Origin of the sequence: Nocardiopsis valliformis DSM 45023 (assembly GCF_000340985.1) — a bacterium.
Taxonomy (GTDB): Bacteria; Actinomycetota; Actinomycetes; order Streptosporangiales; family Streptosporangiaceae; genus Nocardiopsis; species Nocardiopsis exhalans.
Window position 1 is genome coordinate 228110 of the sequence record NZ_ANAZ01000003.1, and the last position, 26041, is coordinate 254150.

Here is a 26041-nt window from a genome sequence, read left to right on the forward strand (position 1 = left end):
GCGTGGTTGGGCACGCCGTTCAGCGCGGTGCTTCGATCAGCGCAGCGCCTGGGGCGTCCTTCCGGCCAGGAAGGCCGTACCGAGGGCGAGCAGTGCCACTCCCGTCCACACCCCCTGGTAGGCGATGAGCTGGGGTTCGTCGGTCCCGGCCGCCAGGAAGTAGCCGAGCGCCCCGGCCGAGACCGCCCCGCCGATGCTCCCGCCGAGGGTCTTCACATTGTTGAACACCGCCGAAGCGCTCCCCGCCCGGTCGGCCGCACTGGCCTCGACCACCAGTGTGGGCAGGGCTCCCAGCGCCAGACCGCAACCGAGTCCCACCACGGCGAACGACAGCAGGAACGACCAGAGCAGGGCCCAGGAGAACACCAGCCCCAGGGTTCCCGCTGCCATCAGCGCGAAGGCGAGGAAGACGGTCCTGCGGTATCCGAGGCGAGTGGCGACGGGTGCGATCGCGCTGGCACCGAGGAAGGCCAGGAGCGTGGGTGCCGTCACCGACAGGGAGATGGCCATGACACCCAGCCCGAAACCGTAGCCGACGGTCTCCGGAGAGGCCGACAGATACAGAACGATGACGCTCTGTCCGCCCAGCATCACCACACCCAGCGCCGCCCCGGCGGCGTACTGGGGAGCGACCGTGGCCGAGGAGACAGCGCGCACGTCCACGAGCGGGTGCTCCGACCGCAGTTCCAACCGGACCCACACCACAAACAGCGCCGCGGCCGCCGCGACCCCGCCGAGGAACAGCGGGGAGGTCCAGCCCCAGCTGTTGCCCTGGGAGATCGAGCCCAGAAGGGCCACCAGGGACAGGCCGAGCAGGACCCCGCCGAGCCAGTCCATGCCGCCCCGGGCCCGGTTCTGGGACTCGGGGATGCGCGGCGAGTACGACAGGCCCAGGCAGGCGATGGCGAGCACCGCCAGCAGTCCGAGGGTCAGCCGCACGTCGTCGAGCAGCCCCTGCACCACCCCTGCGACCAGTGCGCCCAGGAGTGATCCGAGAGTGAGCGCGCCGACCAGCATGCCGATGGCCCGGCGGCTCCGTTCGGGCGAGAGCCGGTCCCGGACCAACCCGATCTCCAAGGGGAGCAGGGCGGCGATCGGGCCGAGCAGGACCCGGCCCAGAAGCAGAACCGTGAGGTTGGGCGCGACCGCGACGACCACACTGCCCACGGCGATGAACAGGAGTGACACCCGCAGCATCCGCCGGTACCCGTACAGGTCGCCGAGCCGCCCGAAGACGGGGACGCTCACCGCGGCCGCCAGGTACTGGACCGCGTGCACCCAGTGGAGTTGGGCGCTGGGGATGTCCAGCTCCGCCTGGATGGAGGGGAGCAGGGGACTGGTCGCGCCCTGGAGCAGGCCGCTGGTCAGCTCGAAGAAGACCAGCAGGCCGACCACGGCGACCACACCGGTGACCGTGTTCTCGGTGGTGACCCCCGCCTTCTCGGCGGCACCCGTTCTCTCCGGGGAATCAGGACTGCGTTCACTCACTTGGTTACGCCCTTCTGTGCACGGGGGGGTTCAGGCGGTCCGGGCCAGGCGGCGCACGGCCAGCTCGGCCAGGAGTGCGGCCTGCCGGGGCAGGACGGCGTCGTCGAACAGGGCGTCCGGTGAGTGGTTGGCCGGGGCCGTGCCCAGGTCGATCCCCTCCGGTGCGGCACCGAGCAGGAGCATCGCCCCGGGCACCTCACGCAGCACGAACGAGAAGTCCTCGGAGCCGGCGCCCGGGACCGGGGAGACGAACCCGCTCTGTGCACCGAACAGGTCGTGCACGGTCTCCATGGCGAAGACGGCCTCGGAATCGTCGTTGACGGTGGGTGGGTACTGGACGTCGTACTCGACCTCGGCGGTCAGCCCGTGGGCCGCCGCGATGCCCCTGATCAGGCCGGGGATGCGTTCCTCGAGAAGTGCGTGGTTGGTTTCGGAGAAGCTGCGGACGGTCGCCTCGAACTCGGCGGCGGCGGGGATCACGTTGCTCTGCGACCCGGCGTTCAGCCGGCCGACGGTGATCACGACCGGGTCGAAGACGTCGTAGGTGCGGGTCACGTGGTTCTGGAGGGCGGTGACCATCTCGCAGACCGCTGGGACAGGGTCTTTGGCGGTATGCGGGGTGGAGCCGTGTCCGCCGACACCGCGCACGACCACCCGCACGGTGTCCGAGGCGCTCATGACCACGCCGGACTTGGTGGCGAGCAGGCCTTGGGGGACCGTGTTCGAGGCGACGTGAATGGCGTAGGCCGCGTCGAGAGGCTTACCCGCCGCGTCCAGGACGCCTTCCCCGATCATCTTCGGGGCACCGCTGTAGCCCTCCTCCCCCGGCTGGAACATGAACACGACGTCGCCGTGCAGCTCCTCGCGCATCTCGCAGAGGATCTTCGCGGCGCCGACCAGACCGGCCACATGCAGGTCGTGCCCGCAGGCGTGCATGCGGCCGTCGATGGTGGAGGCGTAGTCGACGCCGGTGGTCTCCTGGACCGGCAGGGCGTCCATGTCGCCGCGGAGCAGGACGGCACCGCCGGGATTGGCGCCCCGCAGGACGGCGGTCACCGAGGTGAGCGCCCGGCCGACGCTGAGTTCGAGTGGCAGGCCGTCGAGGGCAGCCAGGATCCGGTCCTGGGTGAGGGGCAGGTCCAGTCCGAGTTCGGGCTCGCGGTGCAGGGCCCGGCGCAGCTCCACCATCTCCTCGCGGAACTTCTCCGCCCGGTCGACCATCAGCATCCTGACCTGCCCTTCTTTCGATTGCTTTCGCAGGCCAGAATGGGGCCAGGGACCCAAAAACTGCCGAAATATTCAGGAAATCCGTAGAACTGGAGCACGAGGTGCAGAAAAACCGCATGCTTGACGACGTGGACCAGCAGCTCGTCCACGCCCTCCAGATCTCTCCCCGGGCCGACTGGTCGCTGGTCGGCGGGGTACTCGGTATCGACGCGGTGACCGCGGCCCGACGCTGGCAGCGGATGTCGGAATCGGGCGCGGCCTGGGTGAGCGTGGCACCCGGTACGGGGCTGAGCGGGCAGGGGAAGGGCTGTCTGGCGTTCGTGGAGGTGGACTGCGTGAGCGGGGCGCTGCTCGATGTCGCCCGGGCCTTCACGTCGCTCCCCTACGTGGTCACGGTCGAACACGTCACCGGTGAACGCGACCTGCTGCTGACGGTGATGCTGGAGGACGTGGGGACTCTGTCGCGCTGGGTCGTGGGATTCCTGGACACGATGGAGGGCATCCGTTCCAGCCGCACCCACGTGGCCGGAGCGGTGTTCACCGAGGGCAGCCGGTGGCGGCTGCGCGCTCTCGATCCCCGACAGGCGGACCGGATCGCGAAGGACGTCCCCGCACTCGAACCGGCAGGTGAGCCGGACGCCCTGGACCGGCGGCTGATGGTGGCGCTCTCCGTTGACGGGCGGGCGTCCTACACGGACCTGGCCCGGACCTGTGGCAGCTCACCGGACACCGTGCGCCGCAGGGTCCGCCGCCTGTTCGCCTCTCGCGTGGTCCAGGCCCGCTGTGAGGTGTCCCGGCCGTTGTCGGACTGGCCCGTCGCGGTGATCGTGTGGGCGCAGCTGCCGCCGGACGAGATCACCGCGGCGGCTCAGCGGATCAGCAGCATGCGCGAGGTCCGGTCGTGCGCGGGGGTGACCGGCCGTCACAACCTGATGGTGGCGGCGTGGAGCCGTTCGGTGGAGGACGCCCAGCGGTTCGAGGCGGAGCTGGTGCGGACCGCGCCCAGGCTGGTGGTGGGAGACCGTTCGATCGCGCTGTGGCCGATGAAGCTCAGCGGCCACCTGCTCGACCAGCACGGTTTCCGGACCGGGATGGTACCGGTGGACCCGTGGGACGTGGACACCGGAACGGTGCTCTGAGCCCAGGTCCGGGTCGAGGCGACCCAGCCCAGAAGATACCGGGGCCGGGCCGCCGTGGTTCCTTCGTGCGGCTTCAGCCGGTTCCTGTGTACGGGTTCAGCCGGTGCCGAGGGCCCGGGTCTGCTGCTGGGCGGCGGCCCGCAGGGCGGGCACCGCGACCGCCCGGGCAGCGGGCTCGGGCTGCCCATCGTCCGATCGATCGCCACCGCCCACGGCGCCAGGGCCACCGCGAAAGCCCGCCCGGAAGGGGGTCTGGTCGTGACCGTCGGCTTCCCGGAGCTCTGATCCCCGCCACCCGATCCGAACAGACGGTCAGACAGACGGTCAGACAGGCAGACGGACAGGTCGACAAGTGGACACTCGGGCACACCGTTGCCGTGACGAAGCAGTCGTGACGAAACTACGCAACGAAAGCAAGCCCCAGTGGTAGGGCGATCCCAGGAGCGGAAAACAGGTGGCGGGCGTAACGTTTCTCGGCGCGGGTTATCCACAGCCTGGGGACAGCGGCTGGCACACGCACCCCCACCCGACCTGATGTCGATATCGGGTGAGCCTCCACTCCCGCCCGCTCCGTGCTGCCCGCGTTCCCCCGAAAGACCAAGCAGCAGGGCTGCGGGGGCACGAGTCAAGGCGTCAAGGACAGGACGTCAGGCCCGGGGCTCGGGCTCCTGGGTCTGAACGGCGGACTTGGCGACGCCGTTGGTGGGCACGGTCAGCAGACGGATCCCGTAGGCCGCCACCAGGCCGCACAGCAGGGCGACCGCGCCGCCGAGCCAGCCGCCCGCGTAGGTCTCGCCCATGAACACGACCCCCACCAGCGCCGCCGCCACCGGGTTGGCCAGCGTAGTGACACCCAACGGCGCCCCCAGGTCCATGCCTTGGTAAGCGGCCTGTGCCAGGAAGAGCCCGAAGACCGCGATCACCGCGGTGGCCAGCGCCGACGGGTGCGTGAGCCCGGCCAGCAGGCCGTCGCCGAAGGCCCACACCGCGGTCTTCACCGTCGCCGCGGACACCCCGAAGGCGATTCCGGCCGCGGCGGCGAGCAGGTAGCTGCGCCAGGACGTGGAAGGAACCCGGCCCGCGATCCCGGCGATGGCGGCGAGCAGAACGACAGCCCCGACTCCCACCAGCACCGAATCCTCGGCGGACAGCACCCCGCCCTGGTCACCGGTGACCGTGACCGCAAGCAGTACCCCGAGCGCCAGCATCGTGTAGGCGGCGCCGTGCCACTCCGCGCGGCGGACCTTGCGGTGGGCGAGCCTGGCCGACCACGGAATACCGAAGATCAGCACCAGCACGCCGAGGGGCTGGATGACGGTCAGCGGCGCGAAGCTCACCGCCGCCACCTGGAAACCGGCGCGGCCCCCGTTGAACACCATCGACACCCACCAGAGCGGGTGACGAAGGATCGAACCCAGTTGCCTACGGCCGGTCAGGGGTTCGGTCATCCGAACGGCGAGCCTGCGCTGGGCCACGGCGGCGGCCGTGTACGAGACACAGGACAGAACACCGAAGGTGATCCCGAGCCACATGCCATACGACAAAAGGGTCATGGCACCCATCCTCCCGGGCGGTCAGGAGGGGGGACAACGGGGGTACGGCTGACTCTGCGGGATTACGCGGAGACGCCACGGGGAGCTGGAACCGCGGCGGAGCGTGCCCCCGCGGCCGCCACCCGGTCCTCGCGGGAGCAACGGAAGTACCGGTTGGCGGTGGGTGTGAAGGCCGCCACCGTCGCCACCACCACGGCCACGACGTAGACCAGCGTGTGCGCGATTCGCACGAGCAGGGCGACCCCGTGGCCCTCATAGCCCAGTCCGACGAACACCCCCAGCCCCGACAGCACCCCGATCCCCATGGACACCAGCACGCTCACCAGTCCCACACCGGTCATGAGCACCACCAGGGTGACCCGGGACCAGCCGTGGCCGCGGGCGAACCAGGCCACCAGGAGGGCGGAGAAGGTGTAGAGCAGCGCGCGCGTGACCAGCGCGAGCCACGGCACAGCCCCGCCGTCGGCCAGTCCGGGGGCGACAGCGAGGGAGGTCTCGGTGATCCCCGCCGCGATCGCCACCGCCCACAGGATCGTGGCCCAACGCACCGGATTAGGAAGGGTCAGGTTCGGAAGGGTTCTGTGCATGGAACCCAGGTTCCCGCGCCGGGGCGGCTGTTTCCATGGTGGTGATACCACCACCATCCGTGGTGCGCGCTCCCCTGTTCGCGAAAGTGCTCGGTTGCGGGCAGCACGAAGCGGGCGGGAGTGGAGGCTCCCCCGGTATCGACATCAGGCCGAACGTGAGAGCTCCTTCCAGAGCCGTGCTCCAGCCTGTGGATAACGGGGAACCGCCGCCCCTGACCTCCCTTCCGTTCCTTGCACCGCTTCCACCCCTGCCACCCCTCCTGCCTCTTCCACCGCTTCGGCGCTGACCGCTGCTTCGGCGCCGGCCATCCATCCCTCAACACCGACGCCTTGCTTCAGGCCCGGGTGTTGCCAGCGGGGACCGTGCCGCGGTAGAGGGCAGAGACCACACCCTCGATGTCGGGTTCGCGCAGGGTCAGATCGGCGACCTCCTGTTCCCGGGTGACCTCCGCGATCACCCGGGCCGGGTTGTCCGCCAGCTCCAGCCACTGGCGCGGGCCGTCCACCCGGACCGTGGTCGCCCCGCTGACCTGGATCGCGGGGACCGGGGCGACCAGGTCGACCACCAGCACCCGCGGGGTCGGGACGGTCGCGCGCAGTTCGGGCAGATCGCCGTCGAAGGCCAGTCGGCCCTTGTCGATCACCATCACCCGGTCGCACAACCGCTCCACGTCACCCAGGTCGTGCGTGGTGATGAGGATGGTGGTGCCCCGCTCCCGGTTGATCTTGAGCAGGAACTCGCGGATGGTCGACTTGCTGACCACGTCCAGGCCGATGGTGGGCTCGTCCAGCACCAGCAGGCGCGGGGCGTGCAGCAGGGCGGCGGTCAGGTCACCGCGCATCCGCTGACCCAGGCTGAGCTGGCGGACCGGGGTGTCCAGGAACGGTTCGAGCTCCAGGAGTTCGGTGAGTTCGGCCAGACGCTCGGCGTGGGCGTCGGCGGGTACCCGGTACAAGTGGCGGGTGAGGGTGAGGCTGTCGCGCAAAGGCAGGTCCCACCACAGGGTGGTGCGCTGACCGAACACCACCCCGATCTCCCTGGCCAGGCGGGTGCGCTGGCGGGACGGATTCATCCCGGCCACCCGGACGCTGCCCGCGGAGGGGGTGAGGATTCCGGTGAGCATCTTCATGGTGCTGGACTTCCCGGCGCCGTTCGGGCCCAGGTAGCCGACGATCTCCCCTGGCTGGACTGTGAACGTCACGTCCCGGACCGCGCTCACCGTGCGCCGGGTACGGCGCAAGAGCGGCCCCTCGGAAAGCACGAAGTCACGGCCGAGCCCGACCGCCTCGATGATCGGTTCGGCGGAGGGTGAGGCGGGTGGACCGGGGACGGCAGGGGGAGTGACGGGTTCGGTGATCTGTTCTTCGGTGGGCATCGGTCAGCTCCCGGTGGATCGGTAGTGGCGTAGCCCGAACCGCCACACCAGGGCGGCGACCAGGGCGAGGGCGACGGCGACGAAGGGACCGAAGTAACGCAGGAACTCGGGCAGGCCCATCGGATCGGGGCGATCCAGCAGGTAGAGCGCGGGCTGCCAGCTCACGAAGGCCAGCGGCACCACGAAGGTCACCGCCCGCACCAGGTCGCGGCCGTAGATCGCGATGGGGTACTCAGTGAACGCCTGCCCGCCGTAGGTCACCGAGTTGGCCGCCTCGCGCGCGTCGGCGACGAAGAACTGGAGGCAGCCCGCGAGCAACCACACCGAGGAGCAGATGGCCACGCCCGAGAACAGCAGGACCACGAGCATGAGCACTCGCCCCGGCGACCAGTCGATATCGCATTTGACCAGGGCGAACACCAGCACGATGAGTGCAGGAACCACCCTGCCCAGGCGGCGCGGGGAGAACTGGTCGGTGGCCAGCTGGATGAGCGGTGAGACGGGGCGGACCAGCATCGTGTCGAAACCGCCGGTGCGAATCTGCTCACCGAGCCGGTCCACCGCTCCCATGAGGAACTGCGCACCGCCGAAGGCGAAGGCGGCCAGCGCGTAAATCAGCAGCCCCTCGTACATCGAGAACCCCGCAAGTGTCCCAGCGTGGCCGAAGACCACCACGACGGCGCCCATCTCGGCCAGCGAGGCGAGCACGACACCGGTGGTGAACAGGGACAGCGCCATCGGGTACTGCGCGATGGCCCGGCACCAGGTCCAAGCAAGCAGAACACAGGTTCCGAGCGTCCGGCCCACGCCCCCGAGCGGGTTCCGCAAGCGGGGCGCCTTCGGGGTGCCCGGGATGAGAGCGGAGAGTGTGTCAGCCACCCTGGATCACCACCTTGCGCGTGGCTCTGCTGGTCAGCCAGGCACCGAGGGTAAGCAGCGCCACCGCCCAGCCCGCCTGCAACAACAGCCCGCCGAACACGCTCCCGCCCGGCAGCGTGTCCTTGCCGAGGAAGACCTCCGCGGGGATCTGCACCATGGACGCCCACGGCAGCAGTCGCAGCACGTCGGCGACCCCGGTCGGGAACAGGGTGAGCGGGAGCAGCATCCCGGCCAACACCGGACCGGACGGGCCCGCGATCGCCCACACGCCCCGGGTGTCCAGCAGCCAGAAACCCACCACGGAGTACAGATAGCGCAGCCCGAACCCGACCACGACGGCCAGGGCGAACGACACCAGTGTCAGTATCCAGCGCACGGGGTCGCCGGGCAGGGCCAGGGAGAACAGGAGCGCGCCGATCACGAAGGTGGGCACGCTGCGGAAGAGGAAGTCGAAGGTGACCCGGCCCAGGTCCTGGGCCAGCCACCACCCGAGAACCGGGACCGGGCGGAGCAGGTCGATACCCACCGCACCGCTGCGGATGCGTTCGCTGAGGTCGAGTGCCGGTCCCATGATGGCGAGCGGGGCCAGCAGCGCCTGGGCCACGTACACCTGGGTGACGGCGTCGGTGGCGTCGTATCCGTTGATCTCCGAGCGCGCCGTGAACAGCGCGATCAGCACCATGGCGTTGATCGCGCCGAAGACCGAGTTGGTGAACACCCCGGCGGCGGTGGCCGCACGATAAGTGGAATAGCGGCGCAGCCCACGGGCGTACACCGCGCAGTAGACACGCACGGGCGTGGCTCCCCTGGCAGGTAGAGAACGTGCAGAAGCATCCGGTCTCAACCACGGAGATCCCTCAGGGGACTGCGGGGAGACACGGGTTCGGCACGTCCCTGGGCCGGAAGGCCAGGTCCGGGTCGCCGCGAAGCAGTGACACTAGCACGACCTGTGAGCGGCCGCCCCGGACTCCGCCGAAACCGATCGCCCCGATGACGGCGACTGCCTGGCCCGCGAGGATGCCGAATCGCGATCCGACCATCGAGAACCCCGGACGACCAGGCCTTTTGCAATCCCTGCCCGCTCAGCAGAATCGTTTCCGTGAACAGCGGAGAAGCGCAGAAGCCTGCGCATGGCACCGAGAGAACCCCTACGGAAAAGCATTCCGCGGAAAGAGTCCCCGCGGCGAAGAACACGCGCGTCATCCTGGCGACCGTGCACTCGGACGCGCACATGTGGAACCTCGTCTTTCTCCAGATGCTCCTGGAGGAGCACGGCTGCACCGTCCACAACCTCGGCCAGTGCACCCCCGTGAAGACGGTGCGTGACGCGGCCGTCGCCGAACGCCCCGAGCTGATCGTCATCAGCAGTGTCAACGGGCACGCCCACCTCGACGCGCTCCCCCTCATCGAGTGCCTGCGCGCCGAGCCCGCCCTCGACGACACTCGCATCATCATCGGCGGCAAGCTCGGCATCCAGGGGAAGGCCGACACCGAACGGAACGAACGCCTGGTCGAAGCCGGTTTCAACGCGGTGATCGAGTCCTCCGACAACCCCTCGGCCTCCCAACTCCTGCTCGAACTCGTCTCCGAGCGGCCCCGATCCGAGCAGCTCGTCCCCGGTCAGCCCCGCCCCCGACAGCTCCAGGGGTCATGATGCGCACCAACGGCCGTTTCCAGAACTTCGTCCACTCCGCCGCGGCCCAGGGCCGCCTGGTGGTCCAGCCCCGGATGGGTGTCTCGGATCCGCTCCGCATGCGTGCGGGGCTCCTGGCCGTGCGGGACGCCACGGCCACCACCGTCGGCACCGTGACCGTGGACAGCTACACCCGTGTCAACGACCACGCGGCAGCCCGCCGGGCGCTGGACTCCGGAACCGGACTCAACGGTTTTCCGATCGTTGCGCACGGCGCTCAAGGCACCCGTGACCTACTCGCAGGTGTCGCCGACGCGACCTTCCCAGTCCAGGTGCGGCACGGTTCCGCCCAACCCGAGGAACTCTTCGAGACCCTGATCGAGGCAGACGTCGACGCCACCGAGGGAGGCCCGGTCAGCTACTGCCTGCCTTACAGCAGGGTTCGGCTGGCGGAGGCCGAGAGGTCCTGGCGGCGCTCGGTCAGCCTCGCGGCCTCCTCGAACCGAGACCTCCACATCGAGACCTTCGGCGGCTGCATGCTCGGGCAGCTGTGCCCGCCCGGGCTGCTCATCGCCCTGAGCGTGCTGGAGGCCCTCTACTTCGCCGAGCACGGCATCCGCAGCGTCTCGGTCAGCTACGCCCAGCAGACCCATTTCGGCCAGGACGTGGCGGCCGTGCTCGCCCTGCGCCGCCTGGCCTCCGAGCTGTTGCGGGACATCGACTGGCACACGGTCGTCTACACGTTCATGGGTGTCTACCCGCACACCGAGATCGGAGCTTTCTGCCTACTGGAGGACAGCGCCCGGCTGGCTGTCGCAGGTGGGGCCGAACGTCTCATCGTCAAGACACCGGCGGAGGCGCACCGCATCCCCACCTTCTCCGAGAACGTCTCGGCCCTGGAGTTCGCGGGTGCCGTCGCGGCCTTCACCGAACCGGAGTCGCTCGAGGCGGACGACCCCGATCCGCTGTACGAGGAGGCCGCGCAACTCGTCAGCGCCGCCCTCGCGGGGGCCGAATCAGCAGGGGACGCGCTGGTGAGCGCCTTCAGTCGGGGCCTTCTCGACATCCCCTACTGCCTGCACGAGGACAACGCCAACCGCGCCAGAGCCGGAATCGATCCCAGCGGGCGTCTCCGATGGTCCGACACCGGTCGGATGCCCATCGAGACCGCGGTCGGGGAGAGTTCCTCCGTCGGCGCGGCCCGGCTCCTGGAAATGCTCGACCACAACCGTGACCGGTTCGACCGGATGGCCATCACCGGCATGCCGAGGAGAAGCCTGTGACCAGCATCGAAACCAGCGAAGCGACCAACTCCGGGACCAGCGCCACAGCCAGCACCGGACCCGGCACTGGCACCACCCCCGCCTCCGAACTCGCCGTGATCGCCCGAAGGGGCTTTCTCAGGACCTCCGTCAGCCAGGGAATACCCGGCCTCTCCCAACGTGACGGCCGGGGTCCCTGGCGCGGCATCGACACCGACTTCGCACGTGTCGTAGCCGCGGCGCTGCTCGAGGACTCCGAGGCGATCGAGTGGCGCCCGGTCTCCCCCTCCGAACGCATCGCCTCCGTAGGGTCGGGCGCCTCTGACCTGGGCGCCTGCAACACCAGCTGGACCCTCACCCGGGAGGAGCAGGTCCGCTTCATCGGGGTCCTGTGCCACGACGGCGAGGGGTTCCTGGTCCACTCCGACCTGGGAGTCTCCCGCGCGGAGCAGCTCGGCGGCCGCCGCCTCGTCGTACAGGCCGGAAGCACCTCCACCGAGAACCTCGCACGCTGGCACAACCGCGGCGGCCCCGCCGTCGAGATCGTGGCGGCCCCCACCCCCGAGGAAGCGCTGAGGACCTACGTGGAACGCGAGTGTGACGGCTACGTCCTGGACCGTACAGGGCTGGCCGGAATCCGTTCCACCCTGCCTTCGCCGGAGGAACACACACTCCTGTCCGACACCATCTCCGACGAACCCCTCTCGCCCTTCGTCTCCGCCGCGGCGCCCGGTCTGTTCACCGTGGCCCGCTGGTGCCTGCACCTGCTCATCGCGGCCGAGGCGGCTCAACTGCGCGGTGAGGACATCGCCGCGACCGCCGACCCCCTCGGGCCCCGTATCGGGCTCTCCCCGGGCTGGGCCACCCGTGCGCTCTCCGTGGTCGGCCACTACGGGGACCTGTACGCGCGCAACCTCGGCCACTCCTCACCTCTGGACCTCCCACGCGGCCTCAACGAGCAGTGGTTCAACGGCGGATCCCACTACGCCCCGTTGCCCCGGTGACCGGGCCGATCCGAACCCGCCACCCGGTCTACCGCACCGCGCAGGCAGACCCGCCCCACACACAAGAAAAGTAAGGAAACACCATGATCACCGCAGCAGAGGCTCATACCAGGAAGATCGGGATGGTCGAGTTGACCATCGCGATGCTGGTCTCCGGCACCGTCGGAGTCTTCGTCATCGAGTCGGGGAGCGATCCGTTCACGGTGACCTTCTTCCGATGCGTGTTCGGGGTGGCCGCCCTCGGCCTGTACTGCTGGGTCCGCGGCTACCTCAAGAACACCGGGCTGACCCGCAAGACCCTGCTCCTGGCCTTGGTGGGAGGCGTCTTCCTCGTCTTCAACTGGGCGTTCCTGTTCCTGTCGCTGTCGATGACCTCGATCTCGCTGGCCACGGTCGTATACCACACCCAACCGTTCTACGTGGTCGTGCTCGGCGCCCTCGTCTTCCGTGACCGGATCACCGGCAGCAAGATCGCCTGGATTGTCCTGGCCTTCGTCGGTTTCCTGTTCGTCACCGATCTCAGCACCCTGCTGTCGAGCCCCGCTTACGGGCTCGGCGTCCTGTACGCGCTGATCGCCGCCGTCCTCTACGCCTTCGCGACCATCATCGCCAAGTGGCTCAAGGGCATCCGACCGCACATCATCGCTCTGCTCCAGGTCTCCGTGGGCATCCCCCTGCTGCTGCCCTTCGTCGACTTCGGATCCGCTCCGCAGGCCGCCACGGGCTGGGCCTGGCTGGTGGGTATCGGCGTCATCCACACCTGCCTGCAGTACATCCTCATGTACTCCAGCTACCAGAAGCTCGAAACGCCCGTCATCGCAGTCCTGTCCTTCGTCTACCCAGCGATGGCGATCGTGGTCGACATGGTGGTCTACGGCACGTTCATCACCCTGGGGCAGGCCATGGGCATCGGCCTGATCGTGTTCGCGAGCCTGGCGACCTCCCTCGGATGGACCGTTCCCGGCATGAGTAAGCCCTCGTCGGGAGCGCCCTCACCCGAACAGAGCACCCCGCCGGCAGAGGTCGAGGACCGGTCCGGGGAAACCGCTGAAGCCGACGGCACAGGGGGCCGGTCCGGTTCGGGGACGCACGCACCGAACCAGGACAGCGTCCACTCCTCGTGACCCGTTCCGCTCCACCCATACGCCCCTTCTCCACCCGATCCCTTTCCCTCTTCACCCCTCACCCCCTGGAGGTTCCCGTGTTCCCCAGCCCCCCGCGCGTCGCCGTGGTCGGTGCCACCGGCGCTGTCGGACAGACCTTCCTCTCCTTGTTCGAGGAGCGTTCCTTCCCCCTCTCCGAGCTCCACCTGGTGGCCTCCTCCCGCTCCGCCGGGCGGACGGTGCACGCCCTGGGAACGGAGTACACCGTTCAGGACATTGAGCACTTCGACTTCGGCCGGGTCGACATCGCCTTCTTCTCCGCCGGGGGCTCGGTGAGCAGGCAGTGGGCGCCCAAGGCGGTGGCCGCCGGCGCACTGGTCATCGATAACACCAACACCTTCCGGATGGACCCGGACACCCCGTTGGTAGTGCCCCAGGTCAACGCGAGGACCCTCATCCAGGGCACCACGAGCGGCATCATCGCCAACCCCAACTGCTCCACCATTCCCCTGGTCCGGCTGCTGGATCCGATCCATCGGCGTTGGAGTGTGGAATCGGTGGTGGTCTCCACCTACCAGGCCGCCTCCGGCCGAGGAGTCAGCGGTGTCGAGGAACTGCGGCGTACCAGCGGGGAGTTGGCGGCCTCCCCCCACGGTGAACCGGAGGTGACGGCCTTTCCCGAAGGGCTCGCCTTCAACGCGATCCCCAACATCGACACTCTGCTGGAGAGCGGTTCGACCCTGGAGGAGCGCAAGATGCTCCAGGAGTCCCGCAAGATCCTGGGCGAACCCGACCTGCACGTCACCGCCACATGCGTTCGGGTCCCCGTCGTCAACGGACACTCCGAAGCGGTGCACGTTCGCCTGGGGCGGGAGGCCGACCGGGCGAGCCTGGTCCGTCTGCTCTCCGAACAGCCCGAGGTGAGGGTGCACGACCTGGCGGAACCGGGGGCCTTCCCCACCCCTCGTTCGGCCGCTGCCGAACCCGATCACGTCCATGTGGGGCGCGTGCGCGTCGTCGAGGGAGATCCGCGATCGGTGTGGTTGTGGTTGGTCTCTGACAATCTGCGCGTCGGGGCCGCGCTCAACGCCGTCCAGATCGCCGAATACCTGGCAGAGGAGGCGTCGTGAACCCCAAGCCCACCGTCGCCAAGTTCGGTGGATCAACCTTCGCCGAACTGAGCGACTACGCGAGGATCGCCGTCTACCTCCTCCAGGGGGTTCGTGACCGCGGGGTGCCCTCCGTCGCCGTGGTCAGCGCGATGCCCGGGGAGACCGAATCCCTGCGTGAGCGCCTGGCCGAGGTCAACGCCTCGCCCTCCTACCGGGGTACGGCTGGCCTGCTCACCCTCGCCGACATCGTATCCGCCCAGCTCCTCCAGGAGGCGGTGATCGCCGCGGGCGGTACGGCCCTGGCACTCCCCCCGAACGGGCACGGGATCGTCACCGACCGTGATTGGACCTCGGCTCGCATCCTGTCTCTGTCCGCCGATCCGGTACTGGATGCGGCCCGCGAGCACGACGTCGTCGTGGTCCCCGGAGGGCCCGCGGCCGACGGCACGGGGACGCCCACGTGGATGGGCAAGAACAGTTCGGACCTGGCAGCGGTGGCGCTCACCGCCGCCCTCGGCGGAACCGAGTGCGCCATTCACTCGGATGTGCACAGCGTGTACGACGCCGACCCCGCGCTCGTTCCCACGGCCGCCCCGCTTCCCTCACTCAGTTACGGCACGGCCTCGGCCCTGAGTCTGAACGGAGCCAAGGTGCTGCACCACCGCTCCGTCCGTCTGGCCTGGGAACGCGGGATCACGATCCACTGCCGCGGCAACCGGGATCCCTACGAGTACGGGACCACGATCGGACAGCGGGGCGCGCCCGTGCAGGCGGTTCTCATCGACCTCCGGGCGGAGCTCTTGGGCTTCACCGACGACCAGACGCTCGACAAGGCTCGGGCCGCCCTGAGCTCCCGGAACGTGGACACCATCGAGGTGCCCGGAGACGAAGGACCCCTGATCTCGGTTCCCGGCGGTTACTCCGACTCGGAGCGCCTCCTCGACGACGCCGGTATCGACCACGTGCGTCGCCCCGGGCGGGTCGTCACCGAAATCGACGGAGCCCAAACACACCACCACGTCGTGCCGGACGAGGAATCGGCTCTCCGCCTGGGGAAGCGCCTGCACCACGCTCTGTCCTCCGACCGCCGCTGATCCCCTTCCCCGGCAGCCAGACCAGGAACCGGCGGCCACCCCAGCCCCGGAAACACCCCTTTTCTCAACGAAGGAGACCCCTTTGAGCATTGACACCGCCGCCCCCGCCCGCCCCTCGACCCTCGGACACGTCCAGCTGGCCCCGGACGCCGGTGCGCGGTTGCGGGCCCGGCTCCTGGCCGCCCCCGACCACGTCACCGAACCGGATCTCGCACTGACGGAGATGCACCGCGCCTTCATGGAGCTTCCAGGGGAGTCCCTCCAGGCCATCATCGACTTCGGCCGACACATGGACACTCCCGGTGTGACCCTGGTGGGGGGTCTGCCCGTGGACCCGGGGCTGACCGCCACCCCGACTGACGGCGGGCCGAGCCGGGACAAGCGCACAGCGGTCTCCGAGGGCTGCCTGCTGGGGTTGTCCCGGCTTCTGGGCGAACCCACCGGGGTCACCAGCGAGAAAGACGGACAGATCGTGCACGACGTGATCCCCGTCGCCTCGGGCGCCAAGGCACAGACCAACCAGGGTTCGGCCGTCTTCCTCAACTTCCACAACGACATCGTCTACGATCCGAGCGGCATCTACACACTGAGCAGCCCCGACTTCCTGGTTCTGGTGTGCCTGCGCCAGGACCACGAGGCGCGGGCCCTCACGCACTACGCCGACGCCCGCGACATCTGCGCTCTCCTCGGTTCGGAGACCGTGGCCGAACTGCGCAAACCCCTCTTCCGCCTGAACGCTCCCGGAAGCTTCTGCCGCGAGATGGGCCGGGCCCAGGTGCTCGGGCAGCCCGCGCCGCTGATCAACGGACCGGAGTTCGCTCCCGAAATCTCGGTCTCGGCCAACGGTGTGGAGCCCCTGACCGAGGAGGCCAGGCAGGCAGTCGAGGCCCTCCAGGTCGCTTGCAGGGAGGTCGCGCACCAGGTGGCGCTCGAACCCGGTCAGGCGCTGTTGATCAACAACCGCAAGGGGCTGCACGCCCGGTCCCGGTTCGAGGCACGCCACGACGGCACGGACCGCTGGCTCCAGCGCAGCTACGTGCGTACCTCGCTGTGGCCCATCCGGTACCGGCTGAAGGAGAACCAGCGGCGCGTCTTCTGACCGGGGCCGAACGGAATCGAACCGGGACCGGAGCCGGACGGCACCAGGCCGGGCCCCGACGGAACCGGGCCGGGGAGACCCAGGGGTCTCCCCGGCTTATTCGTGCATGAGCCTGGCCGCGGTAGTGATGAAGGTGCGCAGGACCGTGTCCTGGCGGGTGTCCCGCCAGAGCAGCTGGGTGTGCACCTGGAAGGGCGCCTTCCAGTCCAGGGCGACCAGATTCTTGGCTCTCAGTTCCTCGGCCACCGTGACCGTAGGCAGCAGGGCGACCCCCAGACCGGATCCCACCCCGCGCTTGATGACGTCGGTGTTGCCCAGCTCCAGGACGGGGAAGGGCTCCCCGGTGCCGGTTCCGGAAAGTACCCCTTGGAACAGGTCGCGGTAGGCGCAGCCCGGTTCCGTTCCGATCACCCGTTCCCGCCGCAGTTCCTCCACCGCGATGTCGGAGGTGTCGGCCAGGCGGTGATCGGGCGCGGCCACCAGGCTGAGGGGTTCGGCGCAGAGCACTTCATGGCCCAGGCCCGGGAAGTGATCGAGTTCGGCGATGACGAACCCGCAGTCGTAGGTGCCGCCGCGCAACGCCTCCACGGTCTCGGCGCACAGGCTCGGCCGCAGGGTCAGATCGATCTGGGGAAACCGTAGGTGCATGTGTTCGATGAGCGGTAACAAACGGTAGGCGGTGATGCTCTCCATACTTCCGACGGAGAGCCTTCCCGAAGGAACCTCGTCACGAACGGCCTCGCGGGCCTCAGAAGCCAGTTCGATGAGGTTGACCGCGTAGGGGAACAGCTTCTTCCCCGCATCAGTCAGGCGAATCCTACCGGGGAGACGGTCGAACAGGGTCACACCCAAACTCTTCTCGAGTGCTTGGACGTGCCCTGTGACCGTCGATTGCGAATACGAGAGGTCGGTCGCGGCTCGGGTGAAGCTCTGTTGTCTCACGACTGATACGAAGGATGCCAGGTGACGGTTTTCCATCCGGCCCTTTCAGAGGTCTCTCCACAGGGATGCGGCGCCCGTCCCAACATGATCGACACAGCGCACCAACAACCACCGAACACGGGTCACGGGTCACAGGTACAGCGACTCACAATGCTAACCGAGCCGATAGCCACGCCAAGTCGTTGATACCCCTTTTCTTTGACCGAACCCGGCCACAGGAACCCGCGAAAGAACGAAAGGAGGAAACTCATATCAGCAGTTCAGCAGGGGTTGGGCAACGAAAGGCAGGGGCGTTCGATCCGGATCGTAACCCAGTGGCCTGACAGCTTCAACTCCACATCGAACGAGAAACTGTTCCGACAAACCTCGGACCACCTCGATTTAGTTGACTACAAATATCCCACCAGCAACGATTCCGGTGTCTCCCACCATGGGGCTCCCCGGCGCAGAAGCGGAATGGCCGTATAAACGCCTTCGGGATTCCGGGAATCCGCTGGTCAGCCGATCAGCACCGGACGGGCGGATCAGCCGCGACCGGCGAAAGGCATCTCCCGGGCCATGACCGTCACGGTCGGAACGTTCACGTCCAGGGGCAGGGACACGATGTGCGCGATCGTGTCGGCCACGTGCGCGGCGTCGATGCTCGGCTCCGCACGCACCGAACCGTCGGCCTGGCGGGCCTGGGCGAACCCGGCGGTCATCGCGGTGGCGGCGTTGCCGACGTCGATCTGCGTGCAGGCGATCCCGTAGCCCCGCAGGTCCAGGTTCATCGACGCGGTCAGGCCGCTGATCGCGTGCTTGCTCACCGTGTAGGCCACACTCGACGGCCGCGGCACGTGCGCGGAGATGGAGCCGTTGTTGATGATTCGCCCGCCCTGCGGGGACTGGGCCTTCATCATCCCCGCGGCCTCCCGCGCGCAATTCAGCGATCCGGTGACGTTGGTGTCCAGGACCTCGCGCCAGGCGCTGTCCTCGATCTCGTCCACCGAAGCGGCCGGGCCGAACACCCCGGCGTTGTTGAACAGCGCGTCCACCCGGCCGAAGCGCTCATGCACCGCCCCGAACAGCGCCCGGACCGACTCCGCCGAGGTCACGTCCGTCTCGACGACCACCGCGCCGGGGCTGCCGTCGGCGGTTTCCTCCAGGGTCTTCCTGCGGCGACCGGCCAGCACCACCGAGTGCCCGTCCCCGAGCAGCCGCCGCGCGGTCTCCCGCCCGATCCCGGCGCCTGCCCCGGTGATCACGATGACCTTGTGGTCGTTCCCAGCAGCCACGGCCAGCCCCCTCGTTCGGTCCGATCCAGCAGCAGGAGACTACCGACCGGATCCGACACGGTCGCACCCGGTCCGGTGCCCCCTCACGGGCCCCACTCGTTCAGCACCGGCCAGATGACCACCGCAGCTCAGACCCTGCGCGGTGCCGGGTACCGGGCCGACGTCCTCGACCTCTACTCCGACGCATGGGCCCCCAGCCCTCGCCCGCGAGGAGTTCGCACCGGTGGCAGTCCATTTCACACCGCAGGCCGAGCAGATGCGTGCGGGCGAGAGCCTGGTTCACCAACCCGACACCGTCCTCATCGAGTGCAGCACAGGACCGTCCAGGCTCAGGCCCCTTCCGCCGCATCGAAGAACCAGGCGATGGAGAGCGCGCCCGGGTCGAGGACCTGCTGGGCTCTCTCGCCCAGGTAGCTGGCTCGGCCGCGGTGGGCGATCATGCCGCTGGTGGAGTCGGCGCCGGTGCGGGCAGCTCGGGCGGCTTCCTGGAGGGCCTCGCGCCAGGAGTGGGTTTCGGTGGCGGCGAGGGCCTCGGTGGCGGGGACCATCGCGTCGACCATGGTCTTGTGGCCCACCTCGGCCTTGCCGAGGCGGCGGACGGCGCCGGTGGCGGTGTCGAAGGCCTTGGCGAGGTCGGACACGGCCCATGGAGCGGAGGGGCCTGCGCCCAGGCGGCCGAACCAGAGGCCGAAGAGCGGGCCGCTGGTGCCGCCGGAGGCGAGGAAGGTGTCCGAGACGGACTGGAAGACCTGGGCCGGGCTCTCGCCCTCCAGGTTGGTGCGGGCGCGTTTGAGGGCCGAGCTGATGTTCCAGCCGAAGTCGCCGTCCCCGGCCTGTCTGTCGAGCTCGGTGAGCTCGTCGGCGTCCTTGATCACCCGGTCGGCGAAGGCGAGGATCCAGGCCTTCGTCTGCTCACCGGTGAGTTCGTTGGGTTCGGTCATCTTGGTTCCTCCGCTCACCAGACCAGTGCGGGCGTCCGCACCGGTGCGTCCCAGAACTTCACGAGGTCGTCGGTCAGCGCGGTGAGCGTGATCGACAGCCCCTTCATGTCCAGCGAGGTCACGTACGGCCCGACGAGAGAGCGGGCGATGTTCACGCCCAGGCCGTCGAGGACCCGGCGGGTCTCGCGCGCCGCCACGCCGAGTTCCAGGCCGTGGGTGGCGCCCAGCCCGTTGACGATGGCCAGGACCGAGTCCCCGCGTTTGATTCCCACGGACTCGATCAGGGGTCCTACCAGGCTCTCCACCAGGCCCGCGGCTTCGAGGGCGGGCCGGGTCTCGATGCCGCGTTCACCGTGGATGCCCACCCCGAACTCCATCCGGCCAGGCTTCAGCTCGAAGGACCGCTTGCCGGTCATCGGGTTGGTGCACGCCTCGAAGGCCACGCTGAGGGTGGCCGAGCGCGCCACCACGTCCTGGCCGAGCAGACGCACGTCGGCCAGCGGAACCCCGGCCTCGGCGGCGGCCCCGCAGATCTTCTCCACCGCGACGACCGCGGCGGTCCCCCTGCGTCCGGGACCGCCGTCATCTTCGCGTTGGGTGGCGAGGTCGTCGTCGACCAGCACCTGTTCGACCCGGTGGGTCTCGGCGAGGAGCTCGGCGGCGATGGAGAAGTTCAGGACGTCGCCGGTGTAGTTCTTGACCACCATCACCGTGCCCTCACCGGTGTCCGCGGCGCGGATGGCGGCCCGCACCTGGAGCGCGGTGGGACTGGCGAAGACATCACCCGGGACGGCGGCGTCGAGCATGCCGGAGCCGACGAAGCCGGTGTGCAGCGGTTCGTGCCCGGACCCGCCGCCGGAGATCAGGGCGACCTTCCCCGTGGCGGGCACGCGCCGGGTGACGAACAGGGGGTCGGTGTGCACGTCGACCAGGCCGCCGTGGGCCTCGGCGAGACCCTCCAGCGCCTGTTCGACCAGGGTCTCGCGTTCGTTCATGAAGAACCGGCTCATGCCGCCTCCTGGGTTCGGAAATCCCTTGTCCGGGCACCGCGCGACGAGCAGGGCGTTGTGTCCCACCCCCTGCCTACCCACTCCCCACCCACACCACCTCCAGCCGATCGGCCGAGCAGCTTCTGGCCGATCGGCTGGCCGGTCGGCCGATGCGGCCGACCACCCGGCTGGCAAAGACTGAAAAAAGCTGCCAGGCGTGGCACGACGAGCAGAACCAGACCCAGCAGCACCAAGCGACAGGGGGACAAGTCGACATGTCGGCAACAACCAAGGGCTCCGGCGGGCTCCCGCCCAGGGCACCGCGCAAACTGGCGCCCGATCTGGCCCGCGGTGCCATGCTGCTGCTCATCGCGATGGCCTACGCGGGCGTGTACGCCGGGGTCGGCTTCGGCACGGACGTCTCGGGTGAGGCGTTCTGGGACCGGGCGACATCGCTGTTCACCACACTCTTCCTGGACAACCGGGCCTTCCCGATGTTCGCCATCCTCTTCGGCTACGGCATGGCCTGGATGGTCTCCCGGCAGCGCGCGGGGGGCACTTCAGAGCAGGAGGTCCGCCGGTTGCTCCGTCGCCGTGGCGGCTTCCTGCTGCTGTTCGGCTTCGTGCACGCGTTCTTCGTGTTCCCCGGCGAGATCCTCACTTCGTACGGTCTTGCTGCGCTGGTCACCGGCTGGCTGCTGCTGCGCTCGAACCAGGCGATCGCGCGCGCCGCCGTGGTGTTCGCGGTGTTCTACGCGATCACCGTGCCGCTCTCGATGGTCGGCATGGCCATGAGCGGTACGGCGGAGGGCACGGAGGACAACTGGGTCCTCCCCGGTTACCTCACCGCGGAGGACTGGATCGGACGCCTGGTAGGCCTGCCCATCAGTCCGCTGTTCATCGCCTTCGCCTACCCGCTGCTGCTCCTGGTGGTCATCGGGTACCGGGCGGGCCGCGCCGGTCTGCTGGACGACCCGGCGGCGCACCGGGGGTTCCTCACCGGGATCGCGGTCGTCGGCATCTCGGTCTCCGTGCTGAGCACGCTGCCGATCGCGCTGGCCGTGCAGGGCGTCCTGTCCCCCGGAGCGGTCACCGAAGGGCTGTACATGGCCCTCCAGGTTCTCAGCGGGGTCCTCGGCGGTGCCGGGTACGCGGCGCTGTTCGCCCTGTGGGGCACCCGCCTGGAGCAGACACGGGGCCCACTGACCCGGGCGGTCGCGGCCATGGGCCAGCGCTCCCTGACCTTCTACATTCTCAACTCGGTGCTGGTCGCGGTGGTACTCCACCCGGATCTCGTCGGACTGGGCACCGTGACGGGCGGTGCCGGTGCGCTGCTGGTGGCGGCGCTGGCCTGGTCGGTGAGTCTGGCGCTGGCCGCCTGGCTGGCGGTCCGCGACCGCCCGGGCCCGCTCGACCAGCTGATGCGCCGCTGCGTGTACGGCGGCCGCAAGGCCCGCAGAGCAGCAGCCGAAGCCGAGCGCCGAGGAGCCGAGAAGCCGTAGCTCCGGGTCGGAGCAAGCAGGTTCGGACGGGGGTGGGGGCCTTGCCGGGTCCTCCCCTTTGACCCGGGGCCCGCGCCACCCCCGTCGCTCAGCCTGAACCCGCCCGCGTATGCGGTGGGTTCAGGCGAGTTCGCGGCCGGACGGCTGTCCGGCGACCGAGATGCGCAGCACCGTCGGGAGCCGGTCCAGGTCCAGGGACAGGCGCAGTCTGGCAAGCGCCTCGTTGCGGCACCGTTGCCACACCGCGGCGGGGTCGGCGTCCTGCGCGAGGACCAGGTCCAGCAGCAGGCAGGGTTCGCGCGGGGACTCGGTCAGTTGGGCCCGGCCCCGGCGAACCCCCGGATAGGCGCTGATCTCACTGGCCAGGGCCTTACAGGCAGCGCGAGCGACGACGTCGGTCCGGCCCCCGTCCCCCTCCACCAGGTGGAGTGAGGACACCCGTGCCGAGCGCCCTTGCACGAGCAGCCAGCGCAGTGCCACCACGACCACCAGCACGGCCAGTGCCGCGACCGCGTACGGAACCCAGGGCGCGGCCAGCAGCGGGGCCGCCCGCTCGGCCACCGACCCGAGGGTCTCGTCCGCGACCCCCTCAGCGAAAAGGGGGAAGGGCCCGTACACCAGCAGGGGCACGACCGCCCCCGCGGCCAGCAACAGCACACCCACGAGGGCCAGACCCTGCCGGTTGCCCCGGGCGGTCCGGCGGGCGCGGCGGTGCGGGTAGGGCTTCACCGGAGTCCTCCCTTCACCGACCGGACCTTGGCGCGCACTTGCACCGGGCGGGCCGGGCCGAGTTCGAGGACGCGTTCCCGGACCCCGTTCTCCACCCGCGCCCGCAGTCCGGGGGCGGCGTGCTCGGGGGCGTGGACCACGACCCGGACGGTGCGGCCCCGGATCCGGGCGCGGGCCCCGGTGACGCCGTCCGTCTCCTGGGCCGCGCTCTCGGCGATCCGGCACAGCCCCCGCCGGGACAGGCCGACGACCAGGTCCCGGTCGTCGGTACGCAGCACCATGTGGCTGCTCTTGCCCGGGATGAGTGCGGTGAACAGCAGGTACAGACCGATGACGGCGGTCGCGGCGGAGGCGATCATCATCTCCGGCCCCGCCCAGCGCGCGCCGATGGCCGGTTCGGAGACCCGTTCCACCGGGACGAACCGCAGCGGGGCCCCGGCCAGCACGGCGATCAGCTCGGCGGCGGCCAGGCCCGCGACCAGCACGGTCACGGTGCTGACCACGACGGCGGCGGTGGACCTGCGCGGCCGGAAGGTGCGGACCGCCACGCGGTGGGCGGAGCGCGCGTCGGCTCCGGACACCGGCTGCCCCGGGGCCGTGCCGGGCCCGGCCAGGTCGGGCGCCCCCGGGTTGGAGATCGTCGCGCTCACCACCGCGCACCCCCGCCCTCGTGTTCACGGGTGAAGAGGGTGGACAGGTCCGTCTCCCCGGCGTAGGCGCGCCCGGCCAGGAACCCGGCGATGCCGAGGACCAGGACGAGGAGGAAGGCCCCGAACCCGCCGAAGTAGGCCACCAGGCCGAGGACGGACCCGTAGGCCAGACCGACGATCGACCACATCGTTCTTGCTCCTTACTGCTGTGTGGGGGAGGGATACGTCAGCGGACGCGGGGCTCGGCCGGGGCGTCCTGGGAGTCGTCGTCGGGCAGGTGGATGTCGTCGACGGTCACGTTGACCTCGGTGACCTCCAGCCCGGTCATGCGCTCCACCCCGGTGGTGACGTTGCGGCGGACCACCGCGGCGAGGTCGGGGATGGAGATGCCGTACTCCACGACCAGGTTGATGTCGATGGCGGTCTGGGTCTGGCCGACCTCGACGGAGACGCCGCGGGCGGCGGTGTTGGTGGAGGTGGAGCCGGGGATGCGCTCCCGGACGGCGTCAAAGGCGCGGGCCGCTCCCCCGCCCATCTGGTGGACGCCGCGGACCTCGCGGGCGGCCATCCCGGCGATCTTGGCGACGACGTGGTCGGCGATGTCGGTGCGCCCGTTGTCCGTGGAGCGGTCGGTGCGCTCGGGCGCCCGGTCGGTGCGGGCGATGTCGGGGCGGCTGCCCGTGCCGTTGGAGGTGCTGTTCGACTGGGGGATGTCCAGGTCGGCAGGGGTGGGGGCCTCGTGGATGTCGGTGCGGGCGGTCGCGGGGTTCTTGGCTGCCATGGGGTGCTCCTGTTCGTCGGTGCGGATCGGTCCCGACGGTCCTTCTGTGCGGGCCGTCGTAGGGAGGACACGGGAGAGGGGGGTTGGCTCACGGGAAAAATAGTGTGACCTGGAACACATTTGATGATCGCGAAAATGCTACGTAATGTAGTTAACTTCTGACGACAAGTAGTTGCCCCGGCTTCGGGAAAGCTGGATCCCGCAGATGCACACGGATACGGACACCGCAGCACTACCGGAGAGCGTGCTCGTGGAACGGGCACAGGACGGCGACGACCGCGCCTTCGAGGCCCTCGTGCGCCGCCATCAGGACGTCGTCTACCGCATCGCCCTCCGCACCCTCGGCAACGCCGCCGAGGCCAGGGACACCGCGCAGGAAGCCCTCATCACGGCCTGGCGCAAGCTCCCCGACCTCCGGGACCCGCACACGTTCCCGGCCTGGCTGCACCGCATCGTCGGCCGCCTCGCGCTGAACGCCCTGCGCGCCCGCCGCCCCGAGGAACCCGCCGAGGCGGAGGACTCAGGGCTCAGGGAGAGGGGCGCGGGCCCCGCCGACCGGGCCCTGGCCACAGACCTGAGCGAGGCCCTGCGCGAAGCCCTGTCCGGGTTGCCACCCCCACAGCGGATCTGCTGGGTTCTTCGGGAAATGGAAGGATTGGGCTATGAGGAGATAGCGGAGATCGTCGACACGACCCCGACCGCCGTACGCGGGCGCATCCACCGCGCGCGTACCCATCTCGTGGAGGCGCTCGAACCATGGCGGTAGACCCGTCCGACGACCACGAACTGCTGCCCTGCGGCACCTCCGCCGACGAGCTCCTGGACCACCTCCGGGAGGATACCGCCACGGCGCACGAGCGGACCTGCCCGCACTGCCGGGCCGCCGCGGAGGAGTTCCGGCCCCTGCTGTCCGCGCTGGGATCGGTGCTGGGCGAGGACCGCGAGGTCACCGCCCCGCCCGGGCTCCTGGACGACGTGATGCGCGCGGTACGCGCCGAAGGGCGCTCCAAGGAGACCCTCCGCCTGCCCGGTCCCGGCTCCGGCAGGGGATCCGGTTCCGGCCCGCACTCCGGCGGCGCACCCGGTGACACCCGGATCCGCCACTCCGCGGTCTCGGCGATGCTGCGCGCCTGTGTGGACCCGACAGAGGGGTTGATCGTCGGCCGCTGCCGGATCGAGCGCACCCCGGACGGGTTGGCCGTCACCGCCACCGCCCGGGTCCTGACCGGCACTGTCATCCCCGACGCCACCGCGGCGGCCAGACGGGCCATGGCCGCCTTCGTGGAGGACCGTCTGGGCCTGCGGGTCGCGCGGATCGACATCGACGTAACCGACGTCATCGACCTCGGCTGAAGTGCCCCCGCGGCCGAGCTGATCCCGCACACGCGGGATGCGGAGATCCAGCTGACCGGTACGGCTTCGAGGAAGGGCGGAACTACCGGTCCGCGCTCTTCGACGAGGAGTGCGGTCGAGAGCGGCGGGCCCATGATGAGCTCCTTCTTCCGAAGGCCTCCGGAGAGGTTGCCCTCGCAGGCGACCGCCAGGTCCGGAGGCCCTGACGCCCACGGCCACCCCTGCCCTCTCATTCACCGTGGGTGACAAAGCCTGAGCAAAATCGTGATCGGCATCACTCTCGGTCGTTACCGCGTGGACACAGAACGACGAACGGGCGCAACC

27 protein-coding genes are annotated in these 26041 nt (G+C 69.6%); 12 read left to right on the forward strand and 15 right to left on the reverse strand.

The window, feature by feature from the left end:
- Positions 1-36: 36 nt before the first annotated feature.
- Together D457_RS0103710 and D457_RS0103715 are read right to left on the reverse strand one after the other, a co-directional pair.
- Entirely contained in the window at positions 37-1488 is a 1452-nt protein-coding gene (locus D457_RS0103710; RefSeq protein WP_017579298.1) for an MFS transporter, read from the reverse strand.
- 30 nt (positions 1489-1518) lie between these two features.
- A complete protein-coding gene (locus D457_RS0103715; RefSeq protein WP_017579299.1) occupies positions 1519-2715 on the reverse strand; it encodes a M20 metallopeptidase family protein in 1197 nt (398 codons plus the stop codon).
- A 116-nt stretch (positions 2716-2831) separates the two neighbouring features.
- Between D457_RS0103715 and D457_RS0103720 the strand changes: the two genes are divergently transcribed.
- Both D457_RS0103720 and D457_RS37670 read left to right on the forward strand, forming a co-directional pair.
- Positions 2832-3854 (forward strand): Lrp/AsnC family transcriptional regulator, encoded by a 1023-nt coding sequence (locus tag D457_RS0103720; RefSeq protein WP_017579300.1) that lies wholly within the window; start codon positions 2832-2834, stop codon positions 3852-3854.
- Between the two features lie 54 nt (positions 3855-3908).
- Positions 3909-4139, forward strand: a complete 231-nt coding sequence (locus tag D457_RS37670) for an ATP-binding protein (RefSeq protein WP_017579301.1) — start codon at positions 3909-3911, stop codon at positions 4137-4139.
- A 362-nt stretch (positions 4140-4501) separates the two neighbouring features.
- On the opposite strand, the gene D457_RS0103730 is transcribed toward D457_RS37670, so the two are convergent.
- The 5 genes from D457_RS0103730 to D457_RS0103750 form a co-directional block, all read right to left on the reverse strand.
- A complete protein-coding gene (locus tag D457_RS0103730; RefSeq protein WP_239646003.1) occupies positions 4502-5407 on the reverse strand; it encodes a DMT family transporter in 906 nt (301 codons plus the stop codon).
- Between the two features lie 62 nt (positions 5408-5469).
- A complete protein-coding gene (locus D457_RS0103735) occupies positions 5470-5994 on the reverse strand; it encodes a hypothetical protein (RefSeq protein ID WP_017579303.1) in 525 nt (174 codons plus the stop codon).
- Between the two features lie 335 nt (positions 5995-6329).
- A complete protein-coding gene (locus D457_RS0103740) occupies positions 6330-7370 on the reverse strand; it encodes an ABC transporter ATP-binding protein (protein ID WP_017579304.1) in 1041 nt (346 codons plus the stop codon).
- Positions 7371-7373: 3 nt separating this feature from the next.
- Entirely contained in the window at positions 7374-8249 is an 876-nt protein-coding gene (locus D457_RS0103745; protein ID WP_017579305.1) for an ABC transporter permease, read from the reverse strand.
- On the reverse strand, positions 8242-9042 hold the full coding sequence (locus D457_RS0103750) for an ABC transporter permease (RefSeq protein WP_017579306.1): 801 nt from the start codon (positions 9040-9042) through the stop codon (positions 8242-8244). The genes D457_RS0103745 and D457_RS0103750 overlap by 8 nt, the downstream gene beginning before the upstream one ends.
- A 306-nt stretch (positions 9043-9348) precedes the next feature.
- Between D457_RS0103750 and D457_RS31815 the strand changes: the two genes are divergently transcribed.
- The 7 genes from D457_RS31815 (at position 9349) to D457_RS0103785 (ending at position 16556) form a co-directional block, all read left to right on the forward strand.
- Positions 9349-9903: a cobalamin B12-binding domain-containing protein gene (locus D457_RS31815; RefSeq protein WP_275040982.1), complete on the forward strand. Its 555-nt coding sequence runs from the start codon at positions 9349-9351 to the stop codon at positions 9901-9903.
- Positions 9903-11165 (forward strand): methylaspartate mutase, encoded by a 1263-nt coding sequence (locus D457_RS0103760; protein WP_152514133.1) that lies wholly within the window; start codon positions 9903-9905, stop codon positions 11163-11165. Before D457_RS31815 ends, D457_RS0103760 begins: the two co-directional genes overlap by 1 nt.
- Entirely contained in the window at positions 11162-12148 is a 987-nt protein-coding gene (locus D457_RS0103765; RefSeq protein WP_017579309.1) for a transporter substrate-binding domain-containing protein, read from the forward strand. The genes D457_RS0103760 and D457_RS0103765 overlap by 4 nt, the downstream gene beginning before the upstream one ends.
- A gap of 83 nt (positions 12149-12231) precedes the next feature.
- Positions 12232-13272 carry a DMT family transporter gene (locus D457_RS31820; RefSeq protein ID WP_152514134.1) on the forward strand — a complete coding sequence of 347 codons (1041 nt, stop codon included), beginning with the start codon at positions 12232-12234 and terminating at the stop codon, positions 13270-13272.
- Between the two features lie 77 nt (positions 13273-13349).
- Positions 13350-14381, forward strand: coding sequence for an aspartate-semialdehyde dehydrogenase (locus D457_RS0103775; protein ID WP_017579311.1), 1032 nt, complete (start codon positions 13350-13352; stop codon positions 14379-14381).
- Positions 14378-15457: an amino acid kinase family protein gene (locus D457_RS0103780; RefSeq protein WP_017579312.1), complete on the forward strand. Its 1080-nt coding sequence runs from the start codon at positions 14378-14380 to the stop codon at positions 15455-15457. The genes D457_RS0103775 and D457_RS0103780 overlap by 4 nt, the downstream gene beginning before the upstream one ends.
- 82 nt (positions 15458-15539) lie before the next feature.
- Positions 15540-16556: a TauD/TfdA family dioxygenase gene (locus D457_RS0103785; RefSeq protein ID WP_017579313.1), complete on the forward strand. Its 1017-nt coding sequence runs from the start codon at positions 15540-15542 to the stop codon at positions 16554-16556.
- A 96-nt stretch (positions 16557-16652) separates the two neighbouring features.
- Here D457_RS0103785 and D457_RS0103790 read toward each other — a convergent pair whose 3' ends face one another.
- The 4 genes from D457_RS0103790 to D457_RS0103805 form a co-directional block, all read right to left on the reverse strand.
- Positions 16653-17534, reverse strand: coding sequence for a LysR family transcriptional regulator (locus D457_RS0103790; protein ID WP_026116300.1), 882 nt, complete (start codon positions 17532-17534; stop codon positions 16653-16655).
- 488 nt (positions 17535-18022) lie between these two features.
- Positions 18023-18772, reverse strand: coding sequence for an SDR family oxidoreductase (locus tag D457_RS0103795; RefSeq protein WP_017579315.1), 750 nt, complete (start codon positions 18770-18772; stop codon positions 18023-18025).
- Positions 18773-19101: 329 nt separating this feature from the next.
- Positions 19102-19713, reverse strand: a complete 612-nt coding sequence (dhaL, locus tag D457_RS0103800; protein WP_017579316.1) for a dihydroxyacetone kinase subunit DhaL — start codon at positions 19711-19713, stop codon at positions 19102-19104.
- 14 nt (positions 19714-19727) lie between these two features.
- A complete protein-coding gene (locus D457_RS0103805; protein ID WP_017579317.1) occupies positions 19728-20723 on the reverse strand; it encodes a dihydroxyacetone kinase subunit DhaK in 996 nt (331 codons plus the stop codon).
- 254 nt (positions 20724-20977) lie between these two features.
- On the opposite strand from D457_RS0103805, the gene D457_RS0103810 reads away from it, so the two are divergent.
- Positions 20978-22204: a DUF418 domain-containing protein gene (locus D457_RS0103810; RefSeq protein ID WP_017579318.1), complete on the forward strand. Its 1227-nt coding sequence runs from the start codon at positions 20978-20980 to the stop codon at positions 22202-22204.
- 120 nt (positions 22205-22324) lie between these two features.
- On the opposite strand, the gene D457_RS0103815 is transcribed toward D457_RS0103810, so the two are convergent.
- The 4 genes from D457_RS0103815 to D457_RS0103830 are packed head-to-tail and all read right to left on the reverse strand — an operon-like array spanning position 22325 to position 24364.
- Positions 22325-22933 carry a hypothetical protein gene (locus D457_RS0103815; RefSeq protein ID WP_017579319.1) on the reverse strand — a complete coding sequence of 203 codons (609 nt, stop codon included), beginning with the start codon at positions 22931-22933 and terminating at the stop codon, positions 22325-22327.
- The gene (locus D457_RS0103820) at positions 22930-23583 is read right to left on the reverse strand and encodes a DUF6286 domain-containing protein (RefSeq protein ID WP_239646004.1); all 654 of its coding nucleotides are present in this window, start codon (positions 23581-23583) and stop codon (positions 22930-22932) included. Before D457_RS0103820 ends, D457_RS0103815 begins: the two co-directional genes overlap by 4 nt.
- Positions 23580-23771 (reverse strand): hypothetical protein, encoded by a 192-nt coding sequence (locus tag D457_RS0103825; RefSeq protein ID WP_017579321.1) that lies wholly within the window; start codon positions 23769-23771, stop codon positions 23580-23582. Before D457_RS0103825 ends, D457_RS0103820 begins: the two co-directional genes overlap by 4 nt.
- A 38-nt stretch (positions 23772-23809) precedes the next feature.
- Positions 23810-24364 carry an Asp23/Gls24 family envelope stress response protein gene (locus D457_RS0103830; RefSeq protein ID WP_017579322.1) on the reverse strand — a complete coding sequence of 185 codons (555 nt, stop codon included), beginning with the start codon at positions 24362-24364 and terminating at the stop codon, positions 23810-23812.
- A gap of 205 nt (positions 24365-24569) precedes the next feature.
- Between D457_RS0103830 and D457_RS0103835 the strand changes: the two genes are divergently transcribed.
- Positions 24570-25130: an RNA polymerase sigma factor gene (locus tag D457_RS0103835; protein ID WP_017579323.1), complete on the forward strand. Its 561-nt coding sequence runs from the start codon at positions 24570-24572 to the stop codon at positions 25128-25130.
- A complete protein-coding gene (locus tag D457_RS0103840) occupies positions 25121-25717 on the forward strand; it encodes a hypothetical protein (RefSeq protein WP_017579324.1) in 597 nt (198 codons plus the stop codon). Before D457_RS0103835 ends, D457_RS0103840 begins: the two co-directional genes overlap by 10 nt.
- Positions 25718-26041 lie beyond the last annotated feature (324 nt).